This is a genomic window from Foetidibacter luteolus, assembly GCF_009650435.1.
Classification (GTDB): Bacteria; Bacteroidota; Bacteroidia; order Chitinophagales; family Chitinophagaceae; genus Foetidibacter; species Foetidibacter luteolus.
In genome coordinates this window covers 227,027-251,709 of sequence record NZ_VVIP01000043.1, presented here as the reverse complement: position 1 = coordinate 251,709, position 24,683 = coordinate 227,027, and the positions used below count along the sequence as shown (strand labels likewise).

At 43.1% G+C, this 24,683-nt stretch carries 22 protein-coding genes; 13 read left to right on the top strand and 9 right to left on the bottom strand.

Features of this window, described 5'->3' with window-relative positions:
- Window positions 1-43 precede the first annotated feature (43 nt).
- Window positions 44-1,009, bottom strand: coding sequence for a KpsF/GutQ family sugar-phosphate isomerase (locus tag F0364_RS13675; RefSeq protein ID WP_153798345.1), 966 nt, complete (start codon window positions 1,007-1,009; stop codon window positions 44-46).
- Between the two features lie 271 nt (window positions 1,010-1,280).
- On the opposite strand from F0364_RS13675, the gene recQ reads away from it, so the two are divergent.
- From recQ to F0364_RS13655, 4 genes are all read left to right on the top strand, one after another.
- Entirely contained in the window at window positions 1,281-3,524 is a 2,244-nt protein-coding gene (recQ, locus tag F0364_RS13670; protein WP_235921103.1) for a DNA helicase RecQ, read from the top strand.
- A 400-nt stretch (window positions 3,525-3,924) separates the two neighbouring features.
- The gene (locus F0364_RS13665) at window positions 3,925-4,431 is read left to right on the top strand and encodes an ExbD/TolR family protein (RefSeq protein ID WP_153798343.1); all 507 of its coding nucleotides are present in this window, start codon (window positions 3,925-3,927) and stop codon (window positions 4,429-4,431) included.
- A gap of 248 nt (window positions 4,432-4,679) precedes the next feature.
- The gene (locus F0364_RS13660; RefSeq protein ID WP_153798342.1) at window positions 4,680-5,624 is read left to right on the top strand and encodes an isopenicillin N synthase family dioxygenase; all 945 of its coding nucleotides are present in this window, start codon (window positions 4,680-4,682) and stop codon (window positions 5,622-5,624) included.
- 60 nt (window positions 5,625-5,684) lie between these two features.
- Entirely contained in the window at window positions 5,685-6,938 is a 1,254-nt protein-coding gene (locus F0364_RS13655; protein WP_153798341.1) for a chromate transporter, read from the top strand.
- Window positions 6,939-7,092: 154 nt separating this feature from the next.
- Here F0364_RS13655 and nadD read toward each other — a convergent pair whose 3' ends face one another.
- Window positions 7,093-7,662, bottom strand: a complete 570-nt coding sequence (nadD, locus tag F0364_RS13650) for a nicotinate (nicotinamide) nucleotide adenylyltransferase (RefSeq protein WP_153798340.1) — start codon at window positions 7,660-7,662, stop codon at window positions 7,093-7,095.
- Window positions 7,663-7,670: 8 nt separating this feature from the next.
- Window positions 7,671-7,898 carry a FeoA family protein gene (locus F0364_RS13645; protein WP_153798339.1) on the bottom strand — a complete coding sequence of 76 codons (228 nt, stop codon included), beginning with the start codon at window positions 7,896-7,898 and terminating at the stop codon, window positions 7,671-7,673.
- Window positions 7,899-7,974: 76 nt separating this feature from the next.
- Between F0364_RS13645 and ybeY the strand changes: the two genes are divergently transcribed.
- The 3 genes from ybeY (at window position 7,975) to mnmG (ending at window position 11,675) form a co-directional block, all read left to right on the top strand.
- Window positions 7,975-8,415 (top strand): rRNA maturation RNase YbeY, encoded by a 441-nt coding sequence (gene ybeY / locus F0364_RS13640; protein ID WP_153798338.1) that lies wholly within the window; start codon window positions 7,975-7,977, stop codon window positions 8,413-8,415.
- Between the two features lie 619 nt (window positions 8,416-9,034).
- Window positions 9,035-9,649 carry a hypothetical protein gene (locus F0364_RS13635; RefSeq protein WP_153798337.1) on the top strand — a complete coding sequence of 205 codons (615 nt, stop codon included), beginning with the start codon at window positions 9,035-9,037 and terminating at the stop codon, window positions 9,647-9,649.
- 157 nt (window positions 9,650-9,806) lie between these two features.
- Window positions 9,807-11,675: a tRNA uridine-5-carboxymethylaminomethyl(34) synthesis enzyme MnmG gene (gene mnmG, locus F0364_RS13630; protein WP_153798336.1), complete on the top strand. Its 1,869-nt coding sequence runs from the start codon at window positions 9,807-9,809 to the stop codon at window positions 11,673-11,675.
- A 177-nt stretch (window positions 11,676-11,852) separates the two neighbouring features.
- Here mnmG and F0364_RS13625 read toward each other — a convergent pair whose 3' ends face one another.
- From F0364_RS13625 to F0364_RS13615, 3 genes are all read right to left on the bottom strand, one after another.
- Window positions 11,853-12,497 (bottom strand): alpha/beta hydrolase, encoded by a 645-nt coding sequence (locus F0364_RS13625; RefSeq protein ID WP_153798335.1) that lies wholly within the window; start codon window positions 12,495-12,497, stop codon window positions 11,853-11,855.
- A 130-nt stretch (window positions 12,498-12,627) separates the two neighbouring features.
- Window positions 12,628-13,566 (bottom strand): ring-cleaving dioxygenase, encoded by a 939-nt coding sequence (locus tag F0364_RS13620; RefSeq protein ID WP_153798334.1) that lies wholly within the window; start codon window positions 13,564-13,566, stop codon window positions 12,628-12,630.
- A gap of 79 nt (window positions 13,567-13,645) precedes the next feature.
- Entirely contained in the window at window positions 13,646-14,224 is a 579-nt protein-coding gene (locus F0364_RS13615; RefSeq protein ID WP_153798333.1) for a Crp/Fnr family transcriptional regulator, read from the bottom strand.
- Between the two features lie 87 nt (window positions 14,225-14,311).
- Here F0364_RS13615 and F0364_RS13610 point away from each other — a divergent pair, with 87 nt between their 5' ends.
- Entirely contained in the window at window positions 14,312-15,043 is a 732-nt protein-coding gene (locus F0364_RS13610) for an SIMPL domain-containing protein (protein ID WP_153798332.1), read from the top strand.
- Between the two features lie 42 nt (window positions 15,044-15,085).
- Here F0364_RS13610 and F0364_RS13605 read toward each other — a convergent pair whose 3' ends face one another.
- Window positions 15,086-15,553, bottom strand: coding sequence for a hypothetical protein (locus tag F0364_RS13605; RefSeq protein ID WP_153798331.1), 468 nt, complete (start codon window positions 15,551-15,553; stop codon window positions 15,086-15,088).
- Between the two features lie 146 nt (window positions 15,554-15,699).
- Here F0364_RS13605 and F0364_RS28935 point away from each other — a divergent pair, with 146 nt between their 5' ends.
- Window positions 15,700-15,867, top strand: coding sequence for a hypothetical protein (locus tag F0364_RS28935; RefSeq protein ID WP_207632664.1), 168 nt, complete (start codon window positions 15,700-15,702; stop codon window positions 15,865-15,867).
- Window positions 15,868-16,168: 301 nt separating this feature from the next.
- The gene (locus tag F0364_RS13600) at window positions 16,169-17,488 is read left to right on the top strand and encodes an MATE family efflux transporter (protein ID WP_153798330.1); all 1,320 of its coding nucleotides are present in this window, start codon (window positions 16,169-16,171) and stop codon (window positions 17,486-17,488) included.
- Window positions 17,489-18,516: 1,028 nt separating this feature from the next.
- Here F0364_RS13600 and nadA read toward each other — a convergent pair.
- On the bottom strand, window positions 18,517-19,533 hold the full coding sequence (nadA, locus tag F0364_RS13595) for a quinolinate synthase NadA (protein WP_153798329.1): 1,017 nt from the start codon (window positions 19,531-19,533) through the stop codon (window positions 18,517-18,519).
- Between the two features lie 615 nt (window positions 19,534-20,148).
- Here nadA and F0364_RS13590 point away from each other — a divergent pair.
- The 3 genes from F0364_RS13590 (at window position 20,149) to F0364_RS13580 (ending at window position 23,912) form a co-directional block, all read left to right on the top strand.
- Window positions 20,149-22,266 (top strand): peptidylprolyl isomerase, encoded by a 2,118-nt coding sequence (locus tag F0364_RS13590; RefSeq protein ID WP_153798328.1) that lies wholly within the window; start codon window positions 20,149-20,151, stop codon window positions 22,264-22,266.
- A 280-nt stretch (window positions 22,267-22,546) separates the two neighbouring features.
- On the top strand, window positions 22,547-23,068 hold the full coding sequence (locus F0364_RS13585) for a DUF2480 family protein (protein WP_153798327.1): 522 nt from the start codon (window positions 22,547-22,549) through the stop codon (window positions 23,066-23,068).
- A 109-nt stretch (window positions 23,069-23,177) separates the two neighbouring features.
- Window positions 23,178-23,912 (top strand): phytanoyl-CoA dioxygenase family protein, encoded by a 735-nt coding sequence (locus F0364_RS13580; RefSeq protein WP_153798326.1) that lies wholly within the window; start codon window positions 23,178-23,180, stop codon window positions 23,910-23,912.
- Between the two features lie 72 nt (window positions 23,913-23,984).
- On the opposite strand, the gene F0364_RS13575 is transcribed toward F0364_RS13580, so the two are convergent.
- Window positions 23,985-24,566 (bottom strand): c-type cytochrome, encoded by a 582-nt coding sequence (locus F0364_RS13575; RefSeq protein WP_153798325.1) that lies wholly within the window; start codon window positions 24,564-24,566, stop codon window positions 23,985-23,987.
- Between the last annotated feature and the right edge of the window lie 117 nt (window positions 24,567-24,683).

Sequence of the window (24,683 nt, the reverse complement as noted above, 5' to 3'; positions counted from 1 at the left end):
AGTGGGCAAAATACTTTATTGTTTTTACAAGCGCATAAAGTTTCTAAATAATTCCTTCTTTTACCAGTTCATGCAAGTGAAGCATACCCAGGAATTTACCATCTTCATTTACCACGATCAACTGGCTGATATCATGGGCCCTTAACTTTTCAAGCGCATGTACCGCCAGGGCATCAACCGCAATGGTTTTAGGATGTTCCGTTAAAATATCCGCAGCCTTAACCGCATGCAAGTCATCTATTGTTTCCAGCATCTTACGCACATCGCCATCTGTTATTATGCCCAATACATTATCCCCCTCATCAACAACCGCTGTAGCGCCAAGCCGGCCTTTTGATATTTCGAGGATTACTTCCTTTAAAAAAGCCCCGGCCAATACTTTTGGCTTGCTGTTATCAGCATACAAATCTTCCACACGCAGGTACATGCGTTTACCCAGGTTACCGCCCGGGTGGTATTTTGCAAAATCCTTGCCTGTAAAACCATTTAACTCCATTAAGCAAACGGCCAGTGCATCGCCCATTACCATTTGGGCAGTTGTGCTGCTGGTGGGTGCCAGGTTATTGGGGCAGGCCTCCTGGCTAACGGTTGTGTTTAAAATAATATCTGCCTGCCTGGCCAGGTAGGTTTCTAAACTGCCAACCATGCCTATAAGTGTATTACCGAAGTTTTTTATAAGGGGCACCAGCACTTTAATTTCGGGGCTGCTGCCGCTTTTGCTGATGAGCATTACCACATCGTCTTTCTGTATCATTCCCAGGTCTCCGTGAATAGCGTCAGCAGCATGCATAAACAACGCAGGTGTTCCGGTGGAATTAAGTGTTGCCACAATTTTCTGCCCCACTATGGCGCTCTTGCCAACACCGCTTATTACCAGCCTGCCTTTACAATGCTGAACGGCATGTACGGCTTTTTCAAAACTATCGTTGATGAATGTTTCCAGGCCGGCTATGGAAGCAGCTTCCAAAGCTACTGTTCGTTTGCCTGCCTGTATTATGCTCTGGTTCATGAGGCGCAAAATTAAACTTTAACAACCAAGCTGATTCTTAATCTTTCTTTATTGTTAACTTCGCTACCCTTTCAAAGTTCGACCAACCAAACCAATTGTGAGTTTTTCACTATCCGGTATATGGTAATTATTTTGGTATATCCGGAAGAAATAAAGTAACTTAAGAAGTCACATAAACGTGCGGGAGGAACCCTCAATTACAATGGCAACAAGTACAAAAAAAACCGGGGCACGGCCCGTTAAAGCTGCTGTAGAAAAGCAAGCAAAGAGCGTGAAGAAAACAGCAGGTAAAACAAACCCATCGGTTAATGGTAAGCTGCACAGTTTTGATATCCACAGTGGCCTTTCTGAAAATTTTGGCTTTGAGCAATTTAAAGGCAGGCAGGAAGAAGCCATACACAGCCTGCTGAATGGCCATGATACATTTGTAATTATGCCCACGGGTGGCGGCAAAAGCCTTTGTTACCAGTTACCTGCTATGATAATGGAAGGTTGTGCTATTATTGTAAGCCCATTGATAGCATTAATGAAAAACCAGGTTGACCTTGTAAGGAGTTACAGTGAAAAAGACGATGTTGCACACTTCTTAAATTCATCACTAAACAAGGGCCAGATAAAAGAGGTAAAAGACGACCTTACCAGCGGTAAAACCAAACTGCTGTATGTGGCCCCAGAAACACTTACCAAACAGGAAAACCTCGATTTCTTCAGCGACCTTACCTTATCTTTTTTTGCAGTTGATGAAGCCCATTGTATTTCAGAATGGGGCCACGACTTCAGGCCTGAGTACCGGCGCTTGCGGGAAATGATGGATATCATCAATCCCAATATTCCCGTTGTAGCCTTAACCGCTACCGCCACACCCAAGGTACAAAGCGATATAGTTAAAAACCTCGGCTTAAGAAACCCGAATATTTTCATTTCCTCCTTTAACCGGGGCAACCTTTACTACGAGATTCAACCCAAAATAAAAAAAGAGCAAACTGTAAAGAGCATTGTGCGCTTTATTTCTCAAAACAAAGGCAAGAGCGGAATTATATATACGCTTAATCGCAAAACCACAGAAGAACTGGCAGAATTGCTGGTTGCTAACAATATTAAAGCGGTAGCTTACCATGCCGGCCTGGATTCTAAATTGCGGGCCGACAGGCAGGACCAATTTCTAAATGAAGATGTGCAGGTAATAGTGGCTACCATAGCTTTCGGTATGGGCATTGACAAACCGGATATACGTTTTGTAATACACTTCAACATTCCTAAATCAATAGAAAATTACTACCAGGAAACCGGCCGTGCAGGCCGTGATGGGCTGGAGGGTAAATGCATTTTGTATTATTCGCATAAAGACGTTGCCAAACTGGAGCACCTGATGCGTGACAAGCCATTAAGCGAACGGGAAATTGGCGCCCAACTGATAAATGAAACTGTTGCCTTTGCTGAAAGCTCTGTGTGCCGCAGAAAAATCTTACTTCATTATTTTGGTGAAGAATGGGAAACCCAAAATTGCGGTAATTGCGATAACTGCCTTAACCCGAAAGAAAAGGTTGAAGCAAAAGATGAAGCCGTTAAAGTGCTGAAAACTGTAGGAGCTTTGGAGGAAAATTTCCCCACAGAATATGTTGTAAATATTCTTATTGGGAAACTTACGCCACAAATAACCATGTTCCGCCACGAGAAGCTGGACGTGTTTGGCAAGGGCAAGGAACGGGACGAGCATTTCTGGAACAGCCTTATCAGGCAACTGTTGCTGGAAAACCTTTTGAGAAAAGATATAGAAGAATACGGGCTTTTAAAGGTAACCGCAGAAGGGGCCAGGTTTTTAAAGAAACCGGCATCGTTTAAAATAGTATTGAACAACCTGTTTGAAGAAGCCAATGAAGATGATGATGATGGTGCTGAAACCGGCGCCACCGGTGGCGCTACGGACACCAGGCTGTTTGAAATGCTGAAAGAGCTAAGGCAAAAAGAAGCAAAGAAAAAGAGCCTGCCGCCTTTTGTTATATTCCTCGAAAACTCCCTGCAGGATATGGCTACCATGTACCCTACCACTTTGCAGGAGCTTGAAAAATGCCAGGGGGTAAGCAAAGGCAAAGCCCTGCGCTACGGCAAGCCTTTTATTGAAATGATTGCCAAATATGTTGAAGAAAACAACATAGAAAGACCTGATGATTTCGTGATGAAAAGCGTTATCAACAAAAGCAACAACAAGATTTACATTATACAGAACGTAGATAAGAAAATACCGCTTGAAACCATTGCCAAAAATAAAGACCTGCGTTTGGATGCGCTGCTGGAAGAAATGGAAACCATTGTTGCAAGCGGTACCAAGCTTAACCTTGATTACGCGATAGGGGATATGCTGGATGATGACGATCAGGATGAAATATTGGATTACTTTAAAAGCTGTGAAACCTCATCGCTGCAGGTGGCACAGGAAGAGATGGCAGACAGTAATTATAACTGGGAGCAACTGAAAATAATGCGCATTAAATTTCTTTGCGAATACGGCAACTAAGCAATTGATACGAATAACTGACCGCCGCTGATGTAAGTTCATTCAGCGGCGGTTTTTTTGGTGGCTGGCCATAACTTTTCATGGTATCACCTGTTGCGTCGCACTACGTTCATCGTTCTGTTTTTCATGGCATCTTTTCAGCCCGGATAGATAACATTAACAGGCATCAGCACCTGCTCTTTGGTTTAAAACTATGTGCATAATTGCGCTGTGTCACCAACGCGCCAGGGATTGCAGCGGATACCCCGCTGAAGGCTTTGCAGCAGGGGTGTTGTGGCGGAGTAGCAGCGGAAAGCCCGGTGCCCATCGCCTTAGCGTGGGCAGGCGCCCTACATTTTTTTTGCAGGTAATATGCTTTGTGGAATAAACAAATAGCAGAATCCTATTTGCAAAAAACGCTATGGCAGAAATTAACACGCAAAGCCCTAAAAAAGTAAAGGGCACAAAAGGTAAAAAATTATCTACACGTGTAGATCTTACACCCATGGTTGACCTGGGTTTTCTGCTGCTTACATTCTTCATCTTCAACACAACGCTGGCCCAGCCAAAAGTAATGCAGTTAATACTTCCGGCAGATGGAGTTGAAACTAACGCCGCGGAAAGTAAAACCCTAAGCCTGGTGTTAAAAGACAGTAATGTGATAGATTACTATCATGGGGTTAACATGGTAGGGTTTAAAACCACCAGCTATCATGCTGGCGGCATAAGGGCTGTAATACAGGCCAAGCAACAGGCAGTTAAAAAAATGTTTGGCAGTGCTGCAGAAACGTTGGTTCTCATAAAACCTACAGACAAAGCATCATACCAGAACATTGTTGATGCGCTGGACGAAATGGCTATTAACGACGTTAAAAAGTATGTGCTTATGGATGCATCCAAAGAAGAGCTGGCATTGATGAAACCATGAGCTGTACATTGGCTAACTGTTGAATGTTGGCATGCAATTTGGAATCTGATATTACACAGACAGCAGGGTAATTTTAACTGCTGATCTTAAAATTACTTTTATTGGGGGTATATAAATAGGCCGTGTAATTTCTTACATGGCTTTTTGTTTTTAGCAGTTGTGTATAAAATATTTTAGGTTTGCAGGCACAGGCTTTGCTTGCCTGGCAGTACAATTTATTACAGTTTACCTTAAAATATTTTCAACTTATGTCCATACCTGTAGTTGACCTTTCTGATTTTATAAATGGCGGCGCACAAACAAAGAATGATTTTATCCAGCAACTAGGCAAAGCGTATGAAGAAGTTGGTTTTGTGGCTGTAAAAAACCACAGCATCCCCGGTGAATTGATAGCAAACCTGTATGAACATGTGCAGCAGTTTTTCTCGTTGCCGCTGGATAAAAAAAGAACTTATGAAATAGAAGGGCTGGCCGGGCAACGTGGGTATACCAGTTTTGGAAAAGAACATGCAAAAGGCAGCGAGGCGCCGGACCTTAAGGAATTCTTTCAGTACGGACAAACTATAGAGGGAGAGGTCTTTACAAAAGAAGATTACCCGGATAATGTTGTTGTAAATGAAGTTCCGGAATTTAATGAAACTATTTTTAATGCTTACCGCGCCTTTGAAAAAAGTGGTAAAGCCTTACTGCAGGCAATAGCCCTATACCTGGGGCTGGATGAGCATTATTTTGATGAGCATATTAAGAATGGCAATTCAATATTGCGTTGCATACATTACCCGCCAATAACTACGGAACCCAAAAGCGCTATAAGGGCAGAACAACACGAAGACATTAACCTGATTACCCTGTTGGTAGGCGCTTCTGCCGATGGCTTGCAGATACTTACCAAGCAGGGTGAGTGGGTAAACGTAACATCCCTGCCGGAGCAAATTGTAGTAAATGTGGGCGACATGCTGCAACGACTTACCAACAACAGATTAAAAAGCACTACACACAGGGTGATAAACCCAGCCCGGGATTTGTGGCATACCAGCCGTTTTTCCATGCCCTTCTTTTTACACCCAAAAAGTGAGATGAGCCTGGCATGCCTGGATAACTGTGTAGATAGCTCTCATCCTAAACAGTATGATGATATTACCGCAGGCGATTACCTGGATGAAAGGCTGAGGGAAATAGGTCTTAAAAAATAGCGCCGGAATTAATACTCGACAAGATTGCGTTCTGCAACATAACTTATAAAATAGTTTTCCCTGCATATTCTCCGTCATATACCTTTTTTAAAAGCGGTTCTCTTACATAGTGTAACCGCTTTTGGCGGCCCCCAAGGACATTTGGCCATGATGTTCGAGACATTTGTACACAGAAGAAAAGACGTAACGGAACAAGAACTGCTTGACTTTAACGCCTTTTGCCAAATGCTGCCGGGTGCATCTTCCACCCAAACACTTACCCTTATAGGCTATAAAAGGGGGGGGTTGCCACTGGCTATCCTTACATTGATAATCTGGATACTTCCCGCATGTACCCTTATGGGCAGTCTTTCTTTTTTATTGGATTATATCAACGAAAACTCCATCAATACCGGCATCTTTAAGTATATACAGCCGATGGCGGTTGGTTTTATTGCTTTTTCGGCATTCCGGCTTTTCAGGCTTTCAGTAAAAAATATTGTAACGCGTATTATTATGGTAGCCTGTGGGCTATTAACGCTGTTTCTTTTTAAAACGCCGTGGATTTTTCCAAGCCTTATTGTTGCTGCAGGCATAGTTACCAACTTCAGTAATAAACGCATTCCGCAAAAGGGGGTGCCCCCCAAAAAGATTAAATGGGGAAACATTGTTTTGTTTTTTGCATTGTTTCTCATTACTGGTTTTCTCAGTGAAACTGCCCGCAAACAGGAATGGAAAAACAGGGGCGCTTATAATCTTTTCGAAAACTTTTATCGTTTTGGCAGCCTCGTATTTGGCGGCGGTGATGTGCTGATGCCGATGATGTATGAACAATATGTAGTTAGGCCCCAGGTACGCCAGGAAAAACAAACCAACGTAAATGTATTGAAAATCAGCAAACAGGAGTTTCTCACCGGTTCTGGTATGGTTAGGGCTATTCCCGGCCCGGTATTTTCCATTGGCTCTTTTGTGGGTGGAATGGCAATGAAAGATAAGTCTGCATCCGTACAGTTACTTGGTTGTGTTATTGGCTCAATTGCCATTTTTTTACCCAGTGCCTTGCTCGTGTTATTTTTCTTCCCGGTTTGGCATAACCTCAAAAAGTACGCAGTTATCTTTCGTTCGCTGGAAGGTATCAACGCCGCGGTTGTGGGCATTATGGCCGGCGCCTGCCTGTATTTGATGAAAGATATTTCCCTGGATATTACCGATGGTTCTACTATTCACATCATGAACGTAGCAGTAATAGTGGCCACTTTTGCATTGCTTTCTTTCACAAAAGTGAAAGCTCCGCTGATACCTTTTGGTTGCTTACTACTGGGCTGGCTAATTTAGATTCAGAAAATAAATGGATTTTTTATGGGCCCAGCAGGAGAACTACTATGAAACGTCCCTTGCGTCGCACTCTTTTACTTTTGAGTTCGCTATTCAGCTTTTCTTACCAGCCAGGATCAATAGTTGCAAACCGGTAGCCCATCCGTCCGCCACATCACCGATAGTAATTGTTGCTTTCTATTTCCTTTCTCACCATGTCCGGTACAAGATACTGAATTGACTTTTTTTGCTTAATCAGCTCTCTGATTTTAGTAGCCGATATCTCCAGTAAAGGCGCATCTACTACCGAGGCCCTTACAGAAGGGTCAATAATTATTTTAAAAGATGGACGCTGGTAAATGATAAAATCATATTCCCGTTTAAGAGCATCAGCATTTTTCCATTTGTCGAGATTTTGAAAACTGTCTGAGCCCATCACAATACTGAACTGGTGAGAAGGGTATTTTTCCTTTAAATGGGCCAGCGTGTCAATAGTATAGGAAGGCTTAGGCAGGCGGAACTCGATATCAGAGGCTTTTAGCTGGGTATTGTCTCCTATGGCCAGGTTTACCAGGTGCAGGCGCTGGTATTCATTAAGGAGTGAGGATGAATGTTTGAAAGGATTTTGAGGCGAAACCACGAACCAAACCTGCTGAATATCGCAATTACTGGCAATATGGTTAGCAATGATCAGGTGACCAATGTGTACAGGGTTAAAAGAGCCAAAGTATAAACCTATTTTCATAAGCAGCATTATGCTAATTCTTCTACCAGTATTTGCTCAGCTTCATTCACTCTAAGGCTAAGGCTGTAGCCTGCAACAGAAATACAGATAGGGTCGCCAAGCGGGGCTACCTGGTCAATCCGGATAACTTCTCCTGGGATACACCCCATTTCCATCAGTTTTATAAAAATGTCGTCTTTCTGAAACTCCCTGATAATCGCCTTTCTGCCAATGCCTAAATCTGATAGTTTTTTCATAAACCACAATTATCAGCAAATGTAAACAGCCTCGTTAGTATTTTGTTACGAATTTTGGAAGCGAAAAGCGAATAACATGTCAAAACTTGTAAGGTTTAACTACGCAGACAGGACACTAAGGGTAACAGGTAAGCAGGGTATCAAGACCCATATAGAATGGCTTTTCGAGAATGAAGGCAAACCTTTAGACCAATTAACTTATATCTTTTGCTCTGATAACTACCTGTTAGGCATAAATCAATCTTTTTTACAGCATGATTATTACACTGATATCATCACTTTTGACCTATCCGAACCAAAAAAGCGGGAAATAAACGCTGAAATATATATAAGTGTAGATAGGGTATGGGACAATGCCAAACAATTGAACATACCCTTTAAAGAAGAGATGTTAAGGGTAATATTCCATGGGGCACTACACTTATGTGGTTATAAAGACAAAACCAAACAACAAACTACAGTTATGAGGGCCAAGGAAGAATATTATATTTCAACTTATCTAAAAAAGAACAGCTAACAGGTTTCACGTATCACAGTTTCTTTGAGAAACATTGTAGTTTCACAAAAAGCCTTACCTCTTACCATGCTCCCCGGTGTATATCAATGGTAAACTGTGTAAACCAAAAGCAAGGAAAATGTTCTCCATTCTAACAATTAAGGGTGTCCGCAAGCTTCCGAACAATATTTGCTTAATACGTATTGTTCTTCCTCTTTTAAGCTTACGGTTAAGCCGTAGCATATGTAGGCATATACGTGAACTGTACGGGTCATAACATAACTTCAACCCGGCAAATCTGAGCATGGTTCTTAGCAAGCGGCGTTTACCTACAGTCAATGTCCATAAGTTAAAGATGTCAGCCTGAGCTTGTCAAAGGCGGATGTGTGAAAACCTAGTGATAAATAACGGTTTCGGCAGGCTGCAACCTCCATTACTCTCGTAACTAAACGACTTTGATATACCACTTTCCAATTAACACTCGCTCCCAAACACAGAGGTAATTTGTTTGAAACGGTAAGCAGTAAGCTATGAAATGCAGCATTAAATTTCGTTTTAAGGCTCCATCACCTCGTTTAATCTCAACTTCCTATTCAGGTTCCACGAAACACAGTTTCTTTAAGAAACAGTATTTTTGGTAATGCGAAAACGTTGGACAGCTAAAACAGAAGTAACAGAAACACTTATCAAATTCAGGGAAAAGCGAAAGTGGCAGATAGCCTTGAGGCGCTATGTATTGGAGAAAAATAAAGCGTCTTCCTATGCGGTTTACTTTGGCCTGGATGTGGATACCATGCGAAACTGGATCTCCTCCCAATTTGACGAAACACTTACATGGGATAATTTCTCAACTGCCTGGCAGTTTGAACACGTTGTCCCGTTAAACTATTTCGACTTCAGCAACAATGATGACCTCCAGTTATGCTGGAATTTCATAAATATCCGAGTGGAGAAGCTGGAGGAAAACAAAAACCCTCTCCAGCAGGTTGATGCCATCAGCGCCAAAGCGTACTTTATGAAAGTATATAACAGCACCGGCTTTTACGTTTGTCTTAAGATGGTGAAGAAAATTGAAGAAGTTGAAGCGGCCCAATTATCCAGCAGTAACAGACTTGAACAATTTTTGCTGAACAATAAAACATACCTGGATGCAACACAGGATTTCACGCCCTATGAATTTTCCAAACTAAATGAAGGCGTATCCCTGAATGAAGTACTGGCTGAAAAAGCGCTTTTCAAAAGGTTTGGAGGTTGAGCACCTCAAGGCCTAATATAACACCTTGCTATCTTAGGACTACAAAAACGCATAAATTCCACGTTAACCTCTGGTTGATTCTGACTTATTATTACTACTTCTTACACGATCCAAACTTCAACTCTTTTTCAACAACCTTAAAACTATCTTTGCAGCTATGTTTCCGGAATACGATGTAATAGTAGCAGGTGCAGGCCATGCAGGGTCTGAAGCAGCAGCAGCGGCAGCTAACATGGGCAGTAAGGTTTTACTTATTACCATGAATATGCAGACAATCGGCCAAATGAGTTGTAACCCGGCCATGGGTGGCATTGCCAAAGGCCAGATTGTTCGTGAGATAGATGCGATGGGTGGTTATAGCGGAATTGTATCAGACAAAAGCATGATACAGTTCAGGATGCTTAACCGCAGTAAGGGACCGGCTATGTGGAGCCCCCGCTCTCAAAACGACCGCATGCTCTTTGCCTCCACCTGGCGGGAAATGTTGGAGCAAACACCCAATGTTGATTTTTACCAGGACATGGTTAAATCCCTTATCGTTAAAGACAACCGCGTTTGTGGTGTAGTTACGGGACTGGGGCATGAAATAAAAAGCAAATCTGTGGTAATTACCAGTGGCACTTTTTTAAACGGAATCATACATATTGGCGAGAAGAGATTTGGTGGTGGGCGTGTTGCGGAAACTGCGGCCACTGGTATTACAGAACAACTGGTTGAGCTGGGCTTTGAAAGTGACCGGTTGAAAACGGGTACTCCCCCAAGGGTTGATGGCAGAAGCCTTGACTACAGCAAAATGGAAGAGCAAAAAGGAGATGAGGAAATAACCGGCTTTTCTTACCTGGACGTACCAAAGATTACCGCCGCACAACAAAGAAGCTGTTTTATCACCTATACAAACCAACAGGTACACGATATTTTAAAAACCGGCTTTGACAGAAGCCCCATGTTTACCGGGCGCATTGAAGGCGTTGGCCCAAGATATTGCCCCAGCATAGAAGATAAAATAAACCGCTTTGCCGAAAGGGATAGGCACCAGATTTTTGTGGAACCGGAGGGATTCAATACAGTGGAGATATATGTAAATGGTTTCTCAACTTCTTTGCCTGAAGACACTCAATACGAAGCACTTCGTAAAATTCCGGGTTTTGAGAATGCCAGGATGTTCAGACCGGGCTACGCTATTGAATATGATTACTTTCCACCAACACAGCTTACATATTCCCTGGAAACTAAGTTGCTGGGCAACCTGTTTTTTGCCGGGCAGATAAATGGAACTACCGGTTACGAAGAAGCTGCCTGCCAGGGTTTGATGGCGGGCATTAACGCTCACCAAAAAGCCTGGAATCTTGAACCTTTTGTTCTGAAACGTAACGACGCATATATAGGCGTACTGATAGACGACCTCATCAGCAAGGGTACGGATGAACCTTACCGGATGTTTACCAGCCGTGCAGAATACAGAACACTACTTCGCCAGGATAATGCAGACCTGCGGCTTACTGAGCTAAGCTTCCGTCTTGGATTGGCCAGCCAGCAAAGGATGCAGCAGGTAATTGACAAAAGGAAAAACGTAGAAATAATCAGGCAGAAATTGAATAGCCTGTTCCTGGAGCCGGCCGAAGTAAACCCATTCCTTGAAAGTATCGGCTCTTCAGCCATTTCCGAGAAACAAAAGGCTGCCAAGATTTTGCTGCGCCCTAACCTTAACCTCAAAGATTTGTCCGCATCTGTTGCTTCATTAAATTCTGTCTTACAGCAGTACAGTAATGACGACCTGGAGCAAACAGAAATACAGGTAAAATATGAACGCTACATAGAAAAAGAGCAGGAACTGGTTGAACGAATGGCGCAAATGGAAAACCTGGTAATTCCTGACAGTTTTAATTATGATGGTATTGCCGCCCTAAGCAATGAAGCCTTGCAAAAATTTAAACGCATTAAACCAAGAACACTTGGCCAGGCAAGCAGGATAAGCGGCGTTAACCCAAGTGATGTACAAATACTAATGGTTTATATGGGACGGTAAACGATATTGTATAGTAAGCAACGGATAAAAAGGCCTGAATTTTTTTTAGCCCAGCTACATAGGTACTATGAAGCATTGTTGCGTCGCACTCTTTTACGCTTTGTTCATTACTCAGCTAATCATCCACATCACTAATTTATCCCCCTGTATCTGATCTAAGTATAAAAGAAAATGCCGCTAACCAGCGGCTTTAACTGTATTAAAATTCTTCTGAAACCATTGTACCGATAACTGAAGATCCTGTTGCGTAAGTCCGTGCCCGGTACGCACTTCATACGCTTCCACATCATACCCAGATTGCTTTACCCATTCAATATATTTTTCTGTTGCGCCAGGCTGTATGGTTGGGTCCATAGAGCCGTTGCTCATAAAAACCGGCGCATGTGATTGACTGCTAACTTCAGGCATCTTTTTGAACGGCTGCATAGGCCTGTACAAAACTGCTCCTGCAAAAAAATCAGGGTACATCACCAATGTGCTGCCGGCAATATTAGCCCCGTTGGAGTAACCAAGTGCAATTACTTTATGTGCATCAAAATTTTCTTTAGTGGCAAGTTTTCTAATAAAGGCCACCATCTCATGCGTACGGAAAGCCAAGTCCTGTTCATCAAAGATGCCCATACCCAGCCGCTTGAAAAAACGCGGCATTCCTGATTCCAGCACATTGCCGCGAAGGCTCAATACATTCAAATCGCTTCCAAACTTTTCTGCAAGCGGTAACAAATCGGTTTCATCTCCACCGGTGCCGTGCAACAACAACAGCGTGTATGCTCCGTTTTTTCCAGACGGTTTGTATATGTATTTTAAATCCTGGTAGTTCATTATTTTATAATTTTTAAGTTAGGTAAATACTAAGCCCGCTACACAATGTGGAGTAGCGGACAAAGCGTACAAGTGAGTGACACAACCAAAGCCTCATAGTAGTAACCCAGCTAAGTACAAAATTCATTTCTTAGTCCAGCGGAGCAAGATGAGCTTCAATCTTTTTACGCATAGGCTCGTACTGTGCAGGAAGCTTAAGGTTTTTGCCCAATTCTTCCAATGGTTCATCAACCGTAAAACCAGGGTTATCGGTAGCTATTTCAAATAACACACCGCCGGGTTCCCTGAAGTATAAGGAATGAAAATAATTACGGTCAATCTGCGGCGTGATATTTAAACCAGCCTCAACAATCTTCTTACGGATATCCATTTGTGCCGCATCATCCTTAACCCTGAAAGCTACGTGGTGAATAGTACCGTTAGCACCTAAACCGCGCTGCTCCGTGGGCAATTCAACAAGGTCTATAATATTAGCTGTACCTATAGCATCTGTAGCATACCTGAAGCGGTTGCCTTCTTTAGCTATTTGCTTATACCCGAAAATATCTGTTAGTACACGGGCTGTACCTTCTATATTGTTTAATGTAAGCGTGCTGTTATAAAAACCACGGGTAGCAACACCGGCAGTAACGTCGCCGCTTTCGAAAGGCTTTCTCTCGTCTGTGGAAGAAGGTACAATCAATTCCAGCTTAAGCCCATCGGGGTCAAGAAAAGTAAGGTATTTTTCGCCGAATTTTTCAGCAGGCTTGTTGTATATAACGTTATGATCTTCAAAACGTTTTACCCAAAAATCGAGGCTGCCTTCCGGAACAGAATAACCAATTTCGGTTGCCATTCCGGCCCCACGCCGCCCCTGCCTAACAGCACTGCCCCAGGGAAAGAAAGTTAATATACTGCCCGGTGTACCCTGCTCATCTCCAAAGTAGAAGTGATAGGTTTGCGGGTCATCAAAATTTACGGTTCTTTTTATAAACCGCAGGCCCATTGTTTTTGTGTAAAAATCAAAATTGCGTTTGGCATCTCCGGCTATCGCCGTAATGTGGTGTATGCCTTGTATCCTGTTTTCCATAATGTTTGTTTTTTATGGGTGTAAAATTCGGATACCGCAGCAGCGAAAACATTGAACTAAGACAAGAAAAAGAAAAAGTTTATTTTTTAGACAGTTTCGTCCGCACCTTACTTAAAAACTCCGGAGAAAAGCCCAGGTAAGATGCAATGTAATGTTGGGCAACACGTTGTGGAATGGTGGGATACCTGTCCAGAAAATCCAGGTATTTGTCAACAGCCGTAGTTACAATGGTTTGGAAAAGCCTTTCCTGCAACCTTGACAAATTGCGCTGTACCATAATCCGGAACATTCTTTCAAAGCACGGCGCCTGCCGCAGCAGCGTTTCTTTGGTGGCGGGTGTTAGCAGCAGCAACTCACAATCTTCCAGCGTTTCAATAAACATGCGGCTGGGCTTTTGTTCGTGAAAGCTGGTAATATCGCTAACCCACCAGTCTTCAATGGCAAACTGCAGGGTTACTTCGGCGCCGGTTTCGTTAATGTAATAGGTTCTTATGCAGCCTTTATTAATGTAGGCTTCAAACCGGCACAACTCACCCTCCTGTAACAGGAAAGTTTTTTTAGTTACGGTTTTATGTTCTAATAAAGAATTGAAAAGGGTTAGTTCTTCCGCAGTGGGGTTAATGAATTTTCTGCTGTATGCGTTGATAGCCTCAAACATGCTTAAAGGTAAAAGAATACCATTAATAAGAACTGTTATGCAAAGCCATTTATTCTTTTCATATTTTCATACAAATAGTCTCTTGAAATGAAAACGATAATTACTTTGCTTCTCATTTTAATCTTTGCCGATTCATACAGCCAAGATAGATTTATAGAGGTTACCGTATATGACACCCTTTTGGTACCACCAGATTGCTATGTTTACAGAATAAATTGCATGGCAAACCTGGAGGATGAGGTATACAACGAAGAGCGATATAAAAAACCAGCCAGTTTCAGAAAAAGACAGGAAATACAAAACACCAAACTGAAAACAACATTCGACTCAGTTATCAACCTTTTAAAAGCCAGGGGCTTTCATATAACACAAGACTCTTTTACAGAAGAATTTGACATACAAAAAGACGATGTATCGTTTTATTCAGGTGATATTAAAACATGTTCATCAGATTCGCTAAGAGAGCTTTACAAAATCATCAAAACTATCCCTTTTATGAGTGGTAGTTTAATTTCATACTGGGCAATGAATGAAAACCCGTACTATGAACACCTTCACAAAAAATTAATTACTAAAGCTACTGATAAGGCTAAGTCAATAGCATCACTTGCGGGTTTAAATATCTCTGGGATACAATCAATAACAGAAGCTAAAAAAGAAAACAAGTCAGGCGGATGGACAGCTTATCCCCCTTATCCTGGCGTTGATTCAAGGAAGCTGCCTGAATTCTTCAGTACAGCTTATTCTTCAGATAATTTATTAAACAATTTTTATACAATTGAAGCCACTTTTACTGTAAAGTTTTTAATAGGCCAATAATCTTTAAACAATAAAGAAGCCTTTGCGTTTATCAACCTAAACCTAATTACGCTTAGCCCCCAGTTCTATCCTTTCATATACCTCACTATGCCCGGCATCATAAGCATAACAACCCGATTGAAAGGTTAGCTTGTTATTCTCTACCTGGAAGAATATCTTACTGTCATTATTAATCACATCATACACAATCCTGTTTTCAAACTGGCCATCCGCAAAAACAAGGCATACACTTTCTTCAACTGTAGCATCTGCAACCACCTGGTATGTGCCGCTTTCGGTAAGCACACCATTTATGTACATTTCAAATTTATTACCGGTAAACTTAAGTTTGTTGCCGTTACCCGGTTCGTGCATAACAGCGCCGGGCATCATGGCTGCGGATGTTTTTCGCAACTCCCAGGTACCCTCTATAGAATCAGATGTAGCCAACCTATCTGAACTTTTTTTGCACCCGGTTATCGTAGTTATCATAAGGCTTACACCTATTGTGTACGTCAAAAGCTTGTTCATTAAGATTACATTTTTTTACCTTGACTGTATAACTGCACAAAACGTTGCAGAAAATTTTGTTCCTGGTTTCTGCACCCTGCTGCAACGCAAACTTAATATACCGCCCTGCTAATAGGTGGTAACTTTAAACACAAACACATCCTGCTATGAACTGGTATATCATCATCCCCGCGGGTATAGCTGCCATATTGCTTATCTGTTTTCTTATAAAAAGAAACATGAAAGACGAAAAGACATTTGAAAAGGAAGCCAACCAGGATTACCACAAAACAAAAGATGAAGAGGGCGATGTAGAAGTAACCGAGAAGATGTGAAAAATTTATGGCACGGACTGCATTACTGCTATGAGGCGTCCCTTGTGTCACTCACTTGTACGTTCTGTTCTCTATTCAGCAAAAAAATCCCACCACCTATCAGCTATACTTTCCTGCTCGTCTGCCACTAACTCTACCCTGGAAAAGTAGCTCCCGAAAAGCCTTCGCCATTTGCTACACGCATTGCAGCTTTACCCAAAACTTTTTTCTGCCACCCAACAGCAATACAACCCATTCGATTCATAACGGGGCCCTGCCAGAAATTTATCCCCTAATTTCGCCGCCGTCTTCAAGATTGTCTATGCGTACAGAAGCTTTTAAAACCATCAGGCTGGCATTACCCATTATCATTGGGGAACTGGCCCAAATGGCCCTCCACATTATTGATACCGCTATGGTGGGCGCCATCAGCTACAAACAACTGGCCGCAGCCGCACTGGTTATTAATGCCATGAACATTCCCTTTGTGCTGGGCATTGGCATGACAATCTCTGTTTCCCAAATGGTATCTATGGCCCATGGCCGGCGGGATGGGCAATTGGTTTCCCACTACTTTTTCAATGGTTTTTGGTTGTGTACTGCAACGGCCGTAATTATTTCGCTCAATCTCCTGCTGGGTAAAAATCTGTTATACCACCTGGGGCAAGACGCTGAAGTAGTAACCCTTGCCATGCCTTTTATGCAACTTATGAGCCTTTCCATTATACCTATGCTCTTGTTTATGACGCTTAAACAATTTGCAGACGGGCTTGAATACACCAAAACCGCCATGCTGCTTAGCCTTTGCGGTATGCCCATCAATATATTGCTTAACTGGTTGCTTATATACGGCAACTGGGGGTTCCCCCGGCTGGAGCTGGCAGGCGCCGGGTGGAGCACCCTCATCACCCGTACTTTGTTATTTCTTGTACTCGGTGTTATTATTTTAAAGCACAAAACTTTTCGCCGATATGTTGCTGTAAGTAAAAAACAATGGTTCATTCACCGCAAAACCATGCGGGAGCTGCTGCATATCGGCGTTCCCAGCAGCCTGCAGATAGGTATGGAAGCAGGGGCCTTTGCCGTATCCGGTATCATCATCGGCACGTTGGGCGCCGTTGCACAGGCAGCTCACCAGATAGCTTTAAGCTGCGCCGCTTTTACATTCATGGTGTCCATGGGTTTATCGCAGGCAGGCTCCATACGGGTTAGCAACGCTTATGGCCGGCTTGACTGGCCAAAGATTGCAGTTATTGGTAAAAGCACATTGTTAACATCATTGCTATATGGCCTTTTCTGTGCCATATGCTTTACCGTATTCCGTAACAAGTTACCCCATTTATTCAATGATAATGCACAAGTGCTTCAAATGGCATCCCTGCTGCTTTTATTCGCCGCTATTTTCCAGATATCAGATAGTACACAAGCCATTGGTTCAGGCCTGCTACGGGGCATAAAAGACGTTAAAATACCCACTACCCTGGTAGCCATCGCCTATTGGGGCATCGGCCTGCCGGTGGGTTATGTACTGGCCTTTCATTTTAACATGGGCGCCGCCGGCATGTGGCTGGGGTTGATTACCGGGCTAACGTTTAACTCCATCTTTCTAATTATCCGCTTCTTAAGAATGACCAGGAAGTAAATAGTTCCAGAAACACGCAGAGCCTTTTAATGGCTTCGCCATTTTCAGAAGTATTTATTTTGGTAACGGGCTGTTGGTTCTTTGTGGAGGCTTCGTTGTGTCACTCACTTGTACGGCTGGTTTTTCATGGCATCTTTTCAGACCCGGATAGGGGCTAACGAAAAAGATACAGCAAACAACAACTGGTGATACAACCTTAGCAACATATCGCCTCTACGGCGATTACTGTTAGGCTGGATAAACATTTAGCATTACAGCCCAACATTAAACATAGAAGAAAAGAATGTTAAACAGACAAAGACCCATCGGGGCGGCATGCTAATAGCGGCACAATTTTATTAAATCAAAAAAGTCAGCAACTTTCATCATTGCCCGAAGGGCATAAATAACAATAGCCCCGGGTTTTACCCGGGGTTAAAGAATCAATCACCCGGCAACCCTGTAAGAGTTGAATACTCTGGAGGTTCAACCCCTGCAGGGTTGGCTGTCTAAAATACGGTAGCCCCGGTTTGCAACCGGGGCTATTCATAGTAAAGCCTTTCAGGCTTTTATAGAAGCCTTTTCCTGGCCGGCACTCTCCATACAACAGCCAACATTAAACAAACAAAGCCCCATCGGGGCGGCATATTAGTAGCTAGACAAACAGATGATGAATTGAGCGCCGTAGGTGCGATATGTTTAGCAGCATGACAAACAAAAACAGGATTGAATAATTAACAACTGGTGATACAACCTTAACAACATGCCGCCTCTACAAGGCTTTATAACAAAATTGGATTATTTATCAGCTACTAACATATCGCACCTACGGCGCTAACTATTAGGCTTGCAGCATTCTCCATACAACAACCAACATTAAACATGGAACAAAAGAACATTAAACAATTAATTTCCCTACCCTGCGGGAAAAGCTGCATAGCGAATTCAACCGTACAAGAGTGCGACGCAACGATGCCTCATAGCAGCACCTCCTGCCGGGCCCATAATTACTACGCTCTTACACCCCCCCTTCTGGGGGATGGGGGGTACTACCCTATTAACCCGGCTGCCTTACTAATCTCCATCATTCTTTGCATAGGCTTTAAAGCCGCCAGCCGCAGTTCTTCCGGCATGGTTATCTCAGGGGTTTCGTACTCCATGCACAGATACAGCTTTTCCAAGGTGTTCAGCTTCATGTGCGGACAATCATTACAGGCACAGCTATTATTGGGTGGGGCGGGAATGAATGTTTTATGCGGTGCATCTTTCTGCATCTGGTGCAGTATGCCCGTTTCGGTAGCCACAATAAACTCCTGCGCTTCGTTGTTAACAGCATACTTTAAAAGCTGCGTGGTGCTGCCTATATAATCGGCTATTTGCAATACAGCATCCTCGCATTCGGGATGGGCAATAAACTTAGCCTGCGGGTGCCTTATTTTAAGTTTGGTAATTTTTTCAAGGCTAAATATCTCGTGTACCATGCAGGCGCCATTCCACAATACCATATCACGTCCTGTTTTCTTGCTCAGGTAGGCGCCCAGGTTTTTATCGGGCGCAAAAATAATAGGTTGCTCCGGTGGAACACTTTCAATAATCTTTTCCGCATTGGAAGAGGTGCAGATAATATCGCTAAGCGCTTTTATTTCGGCACTGCAGTTAATATAGCTGATAACAATATGGTCGGGGTATTTGGCCTTAAACTGTTTAAAGAGGGGAGCCGGGGCACTGTCTGCAAGGGAGCAGCCTGCCTTAAGATCTGGCAGCAGTACTTTTTTGTTGGGGTTTAAAATTTTGGCGGTCTCTGCCATAAAATGCACGCCGGCAAAAACGATAATGTCAGCCTGTGTTTTAGCCGCCTGTTGTGCCAAGCCCAGGCTGTCGCCAATATAGTCGGCCACATCCTGTATATCCGGCTCCTGGTAATAGTGCGCCAGCAGCACAGCATTCTTTTCCTTCTTCAGCCTTTCTATTTCGTGAAACAAATCCAGCTCCGGGTCTATATCAATATCCAGGAAACCGCGGCGGTTAACTTCCATCCTCGCTTTTTCCACTGTTGTTGTGCTCATGGTTATCGTTTAATTTTTTTTGAGAAGCGTTTTATAAACAACCTTTTTATAATTGTGAATATCAACTGTATTAGTATTTAATAATACATATTTATATATCCAGCTACTACTATTACGGCTGTGGATATCGGGATAACTTACTTATCCCCAATGCGCAAAGTTAATGAGTGGGTGGCTATTCACACCTATCCCCATTTTACCCACACCGTGAAACGTACGTGAAATACAAAAAGCCGGCCTTTTTTAACAGTTGTGTATAACAGGGAGGGGGTTTATACCCAGCCTGCTGTCCACAACATTTTAACTGTTAACTAAGGCAGGGTAAAAAGTGGTAAACCTTAGCCCTTCCGCCAAACTTGAAGAAAGCGGCCTTTTTATCAGCATAATTTCCCCGGCGTGGATTATAAAACCCGCGGTTTATTAACCGTTAAAACCGCTTATTAACAGCCGCCTGTTAATTGATGTTCCACAAAAAAACAGCAGGCCGGGCTTTTTATGGCTAACCGTGTGCTGTAACCCACTGCCGTCAAATATTACATGCGTTATCCACAATTTGTTCAAATGTTTTAATACCCTATTTTTGCCATCCTTTTATTTTAAACCATATTAACTAATATGTCAGTTATTCAACGAATTCGTGATAAAGGTGCGTGGATTATCTTCGGTATTATCGCCCTTGCCTTGATTGCTTTTATCCTACAGGACGGTTTGTACCGTAAAGGGAGCCTTTTTACCAACACTTCTACCCTGGGAAAAGTTAACGGTACGCCTATTAAAAAAGATGATTTTGATAAAAAACTTGCGCTGATACAGCAAACCAACCAGCAGGCTGCCAGCATGCGCCAGGAAGAACTGGTGGCTGGTGTTTGGAATGTGGTAGTAAACGAGGAAGCCATGAACCAGGAGTACAACAAACTGGGCCTGCAGGTTTCATCAAAAGAATTAGGCGACATTTTGTTTGGTGATAACCCACCGCAATGGCTGGTGCAGGGTTTTACTGACCCTAACACGGGCCAGTTTAATAAAGAACAGGCCAGGCAGCAGTTTGCCCAAATGAAAAAGAAACCTAATGACGCCCAGGCTATAGCTATTACGCAGGCTTACCTGCAACCAACAGTTGACCAGGCATTACAGAAGAAATACCAGTTGCTGGTTACCGGTGCTGTGTACATTCCCAAATGGATGTCTGAAAAAATGAACGCTGATAATAACGCTATTGCCAATATATCTTATGTATTTGTTCCTTACAATTCCATTAGCGACAGCGCTATTAAAGTAAGTGATGATGACATTAAATCTTACATCAGCAAACACAGCAACCAGTTTAAGCAGGAGGAAGAAACAAGGTCTATATCTTATGTTTCTTTTGATGCCAACCCAAGCGCACAGGACAGCGCCGCTGTGTTTAACCAGTTGCAAGGCATAAAAGCGGATTTTGCCGCTGCTGCGGATGATAAGGCGTTTGTTTCATCAAAAGCAAGCACAACCCCTTTCTTTGATGGTTATGTAACTAGGTCTACTTTACAGGTACCCAATGCAGACAGCATTACCAGGCTGGCCAACGGACAGGTTTTTGGCCCTTACCTGGATAACAGCAACTATACCATCGCTAAAATGGTAGGCAGCCGCATGATGCCGGACTCCGTTAAATGCCGCCATATATTAATAAAAACAGAAGACAGGCAGCAACCGGTGTTGGCTGACAGTATAGCCAAAAAAAGGATTGACAGCATTGTAACCGCCATACGCAATGGCGTAAGCTTTGATTCAATGGTGCAGAAATACAGCGACGACCCGGGCAGCAAGGCTACCAAAGGTGAGTATGACTTTACCGCGGCACAGTTTTCAGGCATCAGCAAAGAATTTGCGGAAACAATTTTTTATGGCAACGTAGGAGAGAAAAAAACGGTAAAAGTTGCCAACGCACAATATGCGGGTTATCACTACATAGAAGTACTGGCCCAGCGTAAAATAGAGCCAGCTTATAAAATAGCGTATGTTTCAAAACCCATCTCTGTTAGTGCTGAAACAGATGTTACCGCAAACAACGCCGCAAACCAGTTTGCCGCTGCTGCAAGGGATTACAAAAAGTTCCAGGAAGCTTCGGCAAAACAAAACAAACCTATGCTGCCTGCCGATGGAATTAAAGAAAATGATTTTTCCATTGGCACCCTTGGCGATAACCGCACTTTTGTAAAATGGATTTATGAGAACAAAGTAGGTACGGTTTCTGAACCGGTAAAGATTAACAGTAAATATGTTGTTGCCATTATAACCAACGTTAACGAACCGGGTCTTCAAAATGCTGCCAGTGCCAGGCCGGTAGTGGAAAACATCCTTCGCAATGAAAAGAAGGCACAGCAAATTATAAATACCACCATGAAAGGCAATACGCTGGAAGCGCTGGCACAAAGCACAAAAACTACGGTACAGCGTGCTGACAGCATTTCTTTTCAGTCTCCTTATATTTCCGCTGTTGGCAACGAGCCTAAAATGGCAGGCGCCGCCTTTAATAAATCTTTACAGGGTAAAGTAAGCCAACCCATTGCAGGCACAAGTGGTGTATTTGCAATTAAAGGGGAAACCATAGGTGCAAGAGCTTCCTTAGACGGTAACGCTCAAACCGTAAGAACATCTATGGAAAGCAACCTGCGCAATATGATTGGCTACCGGGCGCTTCAGGCTGTTAGAGAAGCCGCTGTGGTGAAAGATTACCGTTCTGAATTTTATTAGTAGTAGAAGCTAAAACATTAGATAAAAAATACCCGCCTGCAGGCGGGTATTTTGTTTTATGGAATTATGATACCAGCTTTTGTATTTCATGGCGGCCCGGTTGCGTCGCAAGCACTTCATCGTCCGGTTCGATGGGCAGCTTTTTAGCCCTGGTAGATTAGCTGAGGAATCCTTTCGTTTTATGGAAAACCTGCTGCCATTTATTCATAAGAAACTACTTTACCAATGTATTGCACAATTGTTGAGTAATTTTGGAGGCAGGCTGTTTAAAAAACATACTATGGAACAAACTATTGTGAACAAAGTGGCAGAAAGCGGTTTAATAACCCTTGACCTTGAAACATATTATCCCCATGCGCCAATAAAGGTTTTTGACCTGAAAGATTACCTTTTTATGGGCCTTATACTGAAAGAAAAAGACTTTCGTGCGGCTTTGCAGTCAGTAAACTGGGAAGAATACAATGGCGCTTATGTTGCCGTAACCTGTTCAGCCGATGCCATTATACCGGTATGGGCTTATATGCTGGTGGCCAGCTACCTGCAGCCCTACGCATTGGATTCGGTAAACGGAGATGAAAAAACCCTGGTCAACACCTTGTTTATTAAAAAACTAGCGGCCCTTAGTGGAGAAGAGTACCTGGATAAACGGGTTGTAGTAAAGGGTTGCGGCGACATTGCCATACCCGAAGCTGCTTATTTTGAAATAACGAAAAAATTACGCCCTTACGCTAAAAGCATCATGTACGGTGAGCCTTGCAGCACGGTACCGGTGTATAAGAAGCCGGCGATAAAAAGTGTATAAGGCTTCTACCAGGGTCTGAAAAGCCGCCCACCGAACCGGACGATGAACGGATTGCGACGCAACGAAGATGCCACAGGGATATGTCGCTGGTACCCTGCAAAAAATCAATATGAAAACACATGCTGAATTATTACCCGTGATTAACCAACTCAAGGAACAATTTGAAAGAAACGGCTTTGCAATAGCCGAAGGAATATATTCAACGGAAGAAATAGACGCAATACTATACAAAATATCTGCAGCGGATAATTCGGGCCAGGCTTTTCGCAAAACGGCAGACTTGTTTGCCATCCGCCGGTTTTTACATGAAGTTCCTGCTGTAAAAGAATTAGTCTTTAATAAACCCCTGGAAAGTTTAATACACGATCTTTTTGGACACGATTATTTTGTGGTGAAGTCTATTTATTTTGATAAACCTGCATTATCCAACTGGTTTGTTAGCTATCACCAGGACTTAACGATAGCCCTGCGCAGGAAAAAGGAAACACCGGGATTTATTAACTGGACTGTAAAACAGGATGCTGTTGCTGTACAACCGCCCCTGGAAATACTCGAAAATAACTTTACCCTGCGCATACACCTGGACGATACCGATGAAGATAACGGCGCTTTAAAAGTGATACCTGGCTCCCATGTGAAAGGCATTTACCGCCCGGAGAATATTGACTGGGCAGCAGAACAGGAAATTACCTGTGTAGTGCCAAAGGGCGGCGTAATGATAATGAAACCATTATTGCTGCACGCTTCCGGTAAAACAACAGGCAACCGTAAACGCAGGGTTATTCATATTGAGTTTACGAATACAATGCTGCCGCCGGGGCTTGAATGGGCGGAAATTTTATGATAGCTACTAACAAAAGCGGGGTGCAACATTGCATCCCGCTTTTGTTATAGACATGTATTCTTTTTAAAATCACTAAAGCTGTGATAACTGGGTAGGAGGCACCGGTTGTGGGACTACATTTTTAACCGGTTTGATGGATTTTAAATAAGCAAAAACGGCCTTTAAATCTTCATCTGTAGCTTTGGCGTAAGAAGGCCAGGGCATAGGCGGTAAAATAGGCCTGGTACCATCAAGGCCTTTTGATTTCCCCTCCCTGATGGCTTTAATGAATTGAGCTTCCGTCCACGAACCAATGCCGGATTCATCAGGTGTAAGGTTTGCACTGAAGGAGATACCCCAGGGGCCTACGGTGGCTGTATTGGTCATATTAAACAACACCCAGTCTTTAAGTACGGCTGTATCTATTTTGCCTAAGGGCATTGCGGCAGGATGGCCGGAAAGTTCCAGTTCCGGGTCAGGAAAAGGGCCCTGTGGCCCCATTTTCTTCGGGGTATGGCAATCGCTGCAGCCTAAAACGGTTACCAGGTATTGTCCACGTTTTACCAGGCTGTCCTGAGTAATGGGCACACCTGTTCCGGAGGCGGGCTTTTGTTCGCCACAGGATAAAAGAATAATGGAAAGGGCAGTAAGCACGAGGAGCGGTGTTTTTTTCATTTTGGTTGTTTTAAAGGAGATGAGTGTTAAAGCGTTGTACAAAAATGGAAATTAAAACGGGGAAATCAAACATACCTGTAACGGGTTGTTGATTATTTGGCATTAATCATCTTTTAG